3 protein-coding genes are annotated in these 6,367 nt (G+C 67.3%); all 3 read right to left on the bottom strand.

From position 1 onward, the window contains the following. Positions 1-144: 144 nt before the first annotated feature. Positions 145-4,866 (bottom strand): Ig-like domain-containing protein, encoded by a 4,722-nt coding sequence (locus tag OXN85_14315; protein MCY3601137.1) that lies wholly within the window; start codon positions 4,864-4,866, stop codon positions 145-147. 623 nt (positions 4,867-5,489) lie between these two features. Next, on the bottom strand, positions 5,490-5,924 hold the full coding sequence (locus OXN85_14310; protein MCY3601136.1) for an NUDIX domain-containing protein: 435 nt from the start codon (positions 5,922-5,924) through the stop codon (positions 5,490-5,492). A gap of 231 nt (positions 5,925-6,155) precedes the next feature. Then, positions 6,156-6,367 (bottom strand): integrase (locus tag OXN85_14305; GenBank protein ID MCY3601135.1); only part of this gene is annotated, 212 nt, incomplete at its 5' end.

Below are 6,367 nucleotides of genomic sequence, written 5' to 3'. Positions count from 1 at the left end.
GGGCTGGCGAGGGGCTTGCCCCTTCGAACCCCAAAGCGCGGCGGCTACGACGACTGCGGCGGTTTCGCCTCCGCTTTCGCGCTTTCGCATCCGCAGTCGGCATGCGGAGTTCATGGCGCTATGCTTTGCGGCCCCGGTATCGCGTTACCTTTCCAGCCGAACCGCATCCCGGATCCCGCGCGATGTCGAGACGCCGATGGCGCCGGTTCTCCCGAGCGCAGCGGGAAGATCGCCTTCCGAGCCGCGCAGGATGGCGCGCACCGACTCCGTCGCCGGATCGGTGACCAACGTGATCGGACGGTCCGCGTCGGCGCTTACGCTCACCGTCCCCTCCGGTCCCGTCAGCGTGATCCGGTCCAGCGAATCCGCCCAGCCGGACTCGATCGGAACCATGAACAGGAAGTACTTGTCGCCGAACTTGTCCACGCCCGGCTCGAAGGCCAGCGAGAACTCCGCCTCGCCCGAGTCGCCGAGGCCCTCGATTCGGTACGGGCCGGGCTGCTCCGGCAGCCGTGCCGAGGAGGTCACTCGGAAGGCGGGCTCGATCCTGGGCTGGCCGTTCAGGACCCCGCCCCAGAGCACCAGCATCTCGGACTCCTCCGAGTCGGCGGCGGCCAGTGCGCGCGCCCGGTCGCCCTCGACCCTCTCCCGATACTCGATCACCTTCTCGAAATAGTAGTCGCTGAGCCAGCCCCGTTCGTAGCAGTACCCCATGATGTCCCGGCGCCGCTCGGCGGACACCACGCTCCCGTCGCGGAAGTCGTATCCCCATGCGCCGAGGCCGCCGTTCGGATACGGGAACTCCGGATCGGTGCCGAGCGCGCCGCCGCACGGAGCGTGGAGCAGGTCGAGGTTGTGTCCCACCTCGTGGGCAAGTTCCGTGTCCCACGGCTTGCCGATGCTCGCCCACGCCGCCAACCGGGCTCTCCCGCGCACGTACCCGTTCGCGCTGGCCGCCGCGGCGTAGTAGTAACCCGTTCCGTTCTCGATCGCGCGCAGCGCCTCCATTTCGAGGACGAGGCCCCACTGGCCGTCGTCGCTGGTCAGGTCGAGTGACGTGTAGTACGGTTCGCGGCTCCGCGCCGTGAACTCCGAGAACGGGAAGGAATACCGGAACAGGCCGACTTCCGGGCTGTCGTCGTCGATGTTGTCGGTCCACTCGAAGATCGACGAATCGGGCTCCGCCGCCTCCAGCACGGGCACCACCGTCAGTTCCAGCGGCGGCACTTCGATCACGTTCAGCGCCGCCGTGCCCGAGGCGGGGAAGCGGACCCGGCTCCCGGCGGCCAGCGGCACGGTTCCGTCCGGGTCCGCCTCGACCATCATTTCCAGCCCGGACCGGATGTGCTCGCCGGGGATGACCGCGTTGTACGAGTTGCGGAGTTCCGCCTCGTCGGCACGGGTAACCAGCAGATCGTCCTCGCGCTCCATCACGGCCCGGTGCACTTCCCGGCCGCCATGCGTGAAGATCGCCACGACCTCGGGTTCGTAGAATGCGAACGGCGCATCGCTGGTCAGGAACACGCGCAGCAGCGCATCGCGCCCGGCGATCAGCGGGACATCGCCGGCGGGCCGCTGGATGGCCTGCGTGAGGTAGACCACGGGGAGCGACAGCCCGACTCGATCCACGTTGCCGCAGGTGGCGCCGGCCACGATGTCGATGCGCCCGAGCCAGTCCTGAAACGTCCTTCCCGGAGAGGCGCACATGCCCGTGTCTTCGTATTCCAGGGCCTTCAGCCGGGTCAGATCCGTGAGCCGGAAGGGGAGCGGACCCTCCATTTCCTCGTTGGCGCTGAATCTGATGGAAGCGAGATCCGCCATGGAGGCGACCACGACCGGGAACTCTCCGGCAAGCCCGTTGCCGCCGAGGTCCAGCGCCTCAAGCGCCGTGAGGTTGCCGATCTCCGGCGGGACGGGTCCCGTGAGGCCGTTGTCCCCCAGCGCGATCCCGCGCACCCGCCCTCCCCGCGAGGTGACGCCGTGCCATTCGGCGACGGCCGCGCCCGTATTCCAGCCGTCGCGCCGGGTCCATGAGTCGCCGCCGGTTCGGGCGAAAAACTCCGAGAGCGCCAGACGCTCGACGTGCGCGGTTTCGCAGCCCTCCACTTCGTGTTCCAACCCGCGCAGCCAACTCTGAAATTCGGGGTCGATCTGGGGGCAAAGTCCGGTATCGCCAATGTAGAACGTCCCCAGCGCTGCGATGTTCAACATGCTGCGGGGAAGGAGTCCCCGGAGGTCCGGATTATCCTCCAGCCACAGGTGCTCCAGGTTCTCCAACTCGCCGATCTCGGCCGGAAGGGGCCCGGACAGGTTGTTCTTTACGAGCCCCAGCCAGACCAGGGAACGGAGGGCCGTCAACTCCGGGGGTATTCGGCCGCTGAGGAGGTTGCTGCTCAGTTGAAGATCCGACAGCTCGGAGAGATTCCCGAGTTCCGGCGGTATCTGGCCGGTAAGCGCATTGTCGCCGAGCCACAACGTCTCAAGCTTCTTGAGATCGCCGAGTTCGGGTGGTATCTCTCCGCTCAGTTCGTTCTCGAACAAGCTGAGGAACTCGAGATTGGACAGATTGTCCAGTTCGCGCGGAATGGGACCCGTGAGGCGGTTGATCGAAAGGCTCAAGTCCTCGAGTGCGGCAAGATTCCCCCACTCGGTTGGAATCGGACCCTCGACCTTGTTGTTCTGAAGTCCGATACTCTTCAGGAAACGAAGCCTGCCCAGCTCGCCGGGAAGCTGTCCCGACACCTGATTCCGCGTGAGCGAGATATCTTCAAGAGAGGTCATTTCGCCGAACTCCGGCGGCAGCGGTCCTTCGATCGCGTTGTCGGTTAGCCACAGGTCCCTCAGCTTCTTCAGTTTGCCGAGTTCCCTCGGCAGCGGGCCGCTCAGCCGGTTCTCGAACAGTGCCAGCCGCTCCAAGGCCGCCATGTTGCCCAGCTCGGGCGGGATCGGTCCATCAAGCTGGTTTCCGGACAGGTACAGCGTGTCGACGTTGACCAAATTGCCGAGTTCACGGGGAATCGACCCGGTCAGCCCGTTGGAGGAAAGAGCCAAGTCGCGCAGGCTCGTCAGCCTGCCCAACTCCGGCGGAATCTCGCCGGTCAGTTCGTTGCCGTACAGACTGAGCCGCTCGATGTGGGCGAGGTCACCCAGCGCGGCGGGCAGGGAACCGGCGAGGTTGTTGAACGGAAGACCGATCTCCGTCACATACCCGTCGTCGTTGACCTTGACGCCGTGCCATGTGCTGATGCCGAGGTCGCTCAGCCAGTTGTCGTTCCGGTCCCAATTGCGGCCGCCCGTGGCCTCGAACAGCGCGACGAGCACGTCCCGGTCCGCGGTGGCCGGAACGCACGGGACCCGCTCGTCCGCGTCCTCAAGTCGTGCGAACCACTCATTGAGCGAAGGGGGCACGCACAGCCACGTGTTGCCGAAATAGAAGCGTTCCAGCGCGAGTCGAGCGAAGGTGTCGGGGATGGGTCCGGAAAGGTTGGTGCCCCTGAGGTAGAGGTAGCGGAGTCCCGCCAGGTCGCCGAGTTCGGCCGGCAGCGGGCCGGAGAGGTCGTTGTCTCCCAAGGACAAGTCGCGCACGCGCGTCAAACTTCCCAACTCGGGAGGGATCGGCCCGTGGAGCGAGTTCCCGCTCAGGTCGAGGATGAAGAGCCGGTCGAGCAGTCCTATGGCCGCCGGAATGCGCCCCTCCAGATTCCGGTCCCTCAGAAACAGGTAGTCGACCCGTCCGTTCCCGTCGGTGCGGACTCCGGCCCAATCCGACAGCGGCGCGTCGCTGAGCCAATTCGTACGGTCGCTCCAGTTGTCGCCGTTCCAGGCCCGGTACAGGAACTCCAATACCTGCCGGTCCCCCGAGAGGCCTGCGGAGACCTCCACGTCCGCAGAGGCCGTGAGCGAGTCGTGTGTCGCCGTCACTCGCGTGACGCCCGCGCCGGCGGCGGTAACCAGTCCGGCTTGGTCGACCGTGGCGACGGACGGGTCCGCCGTCGACCATGTCACGACCGCATCATCGATCGCTCGCCCGTGGGCGTCCGTTACCGCCGCCGTCAGCCGCGCCGTGTCCCCGAGCGCCGCGAACAGAAGCGCCGCCGGAGAAACCGTGATCGAGTCAGCCCGCAACCCAACGACGATGGCCGCTTCGGCTTCCGCGTCGCCCGCCGTTGCGGTGACCGTCGTGCTCCCCTCCGACACGGCCGTCACGAGGCCGTCCGCCGCGACCGTCGCGACGGCGGAATCGGCGCTCGCCCAAGCCACCTCGGCACCTTCGATCACGTTGCCGTTCGCGTCGCTCACCGTCGCCAGAAGCGTCGCCGTGTCGCCCGGCGCGACCAAGTTCAATGAGTCCGGGGCGATCACGATCCCGGTCGGCGTCCGCCGGACCGTCACGGCTGCGGTGTCCGACGCCGTGCCCGACTTTGCCGAAACCGGCGTGCTGCCCTCGGCCAAGGCAGTGACCAAGCCCGTCGAATCGACGACCGCTGTGGCCGCGTCGCCACTCGCCCACTCGACCTTGGCGTCCTCCACCGCATGACCGTTCCCGTCCGTCACCGTCGCCGTCAGCCTCACCGTGTCGGCCACCTCAAGCGTCACGGACCGCGGCGCGATCCCGGTTACGGCGGGAAGCTGTCGAACCCGCACCGCCGCGGTTCCCGACGCCGCGCCCGCGAGCGCCGTGATCGTCGCCTCGCCGTTGCCCGTCGAGGTGACCAGCCCCGTGCCGCTCACCGTAGCCACGCCGGACGCGCTCGACGACCATGTGACCGTGACACCGGCCATCGCGTTGCCGCTCTGGTCCAGCACCTGGGCCGCCAACTGCGCCGTCTCGCCCAAGGACGACAGCGAGGCCAACGATGGCGTCACCGTCACCGTTGTCGGAACGGGCACCATGGCAGGAGGCTGCGCGCCCGGATCCGTCGGGGCGTCAGCGCACGACAGAAACCACGGGACCAAGAACAACACCGACCCGAGTATGCGCCTCCGGCTCGGCTCGGCTCGGCTCGGCTCGGCTCGGCTCGGCTCTTAACGATGCGGCCATGTGCGTGAACCCTCTTCGTGTCAACCCCCCATCGATTGGATTGGCGTAGGATTTTCGGGAGTTCGCCGCCCGGCATGAAAGATGAGAGGAACTCACGCCGCGAAAAAGGCAGGAGCCGACTTCCCCGTCCTCCTCTCGCGAAGGCTGGCAACCGGGACGGCTTTCGAGGGGTTGGCCAGGAGGGTGTCCGGGTAGCGGTTCGGGACCGCGCATGCCAATTGCCCGCCATCGCGGCAACGGCGCACGAATCGGGGGTTCCAAGGGGGCGAGACTCCCCCCTTGGCCGGACCGCGACGTTCAACGTCGCGTGTGCTGGCTGCCGGCCATTACCGGGCCGGAAGCCAGCCCCGGCAGAGCCGCCGAAACGCCTCTCCGGGCATCACCCGGAACAGCCTCGACCGGGCCGTCGTGGGCAAGCCCCCCGGCGTCGTCGGACCGCACATCCAAGTCACTCCCAACTTCTCTCCGAATACGGGATGCCTTCCGCGATCTTGCGGAGCGCTTCGGCCAGGTAGGTGACGACCGGATCGGGGAGCCCGCAGAGGTCGAACCATCGCCAGCCAGCGCACTTGTCCGGCTCGCGGTTCAGGATGTCCCCAGTCCACTTCCCCGCCTCGAAGAACAGGGCGATGCGTCCTTCGTCGGTGCGGTGGTGCATGGCATGCACGAATCTCAGATCGGCGGCCTCGACGACGACACCCGTCTCCTCGGCGGCTTCCCGGATCAAGCCGGCGGTGACCGCTTCACCGTCCTCCAAGTGTCCCGATGGCACGCCGTACATTCCATCCGCGAACCCCGTCCCGATCCGTCGTCCGAGCAAGACCTGCCGATGGCGGCGAAGGATCAGATGGAGATCGACGCAGCAGGAGTATCTCGGGGACAAGCGCAATCACCTCCGCTCGCGGTGGGGCTGCCGGTCTGCCGTCACGGACTGAACGCGAACACCGGACCTGCCGCTGGTCAAGCGGTTTCGGCCTACCCCTACCCCTCGGGGACCGGCGATCGTGCGTCAGAGGCGATCCTACGGCCCGCAGATTACCCGAAATGCCCCTCGGATCGCCGGAAAAGGGCTCTGAGCCTGTCGTGGAGGGTAGATGGGACCGGAATGGCCGCATCAGGCTCCGTTGCCCGCACCCCGGCCCGCCAGATACTCCGCCCACCGCTCCATCAGGTCGCGTCGGCGCTCGAACAGATCGGAGCGGGCATACGCCGCCTCCGCCCTGTTCCTCACCGCGTGCGCCAGCGCCGCCTCCATGACCGCGCGCGGCGCATCCGTGCATTCCGCCGCCCAGTCCCGGAAGCTCGAACGGAACCCGTGCGGCACGG

Source organism: Candidatus Palauibacter australiensis, assembly GCA_026705295.1.
GTDB classification, from domain to species: domain Bacteria; phylum Gemmatimonadota; class Gemmatimonadetes; order Palauibacterales; family Palauibacteraceae; genus Palauibacter; species Palauibacter australiensis.
Note: the sequence above shows the minus strand (reverse complement) of the source record. Positions and strands in the feature narration are given on the sequence as shown.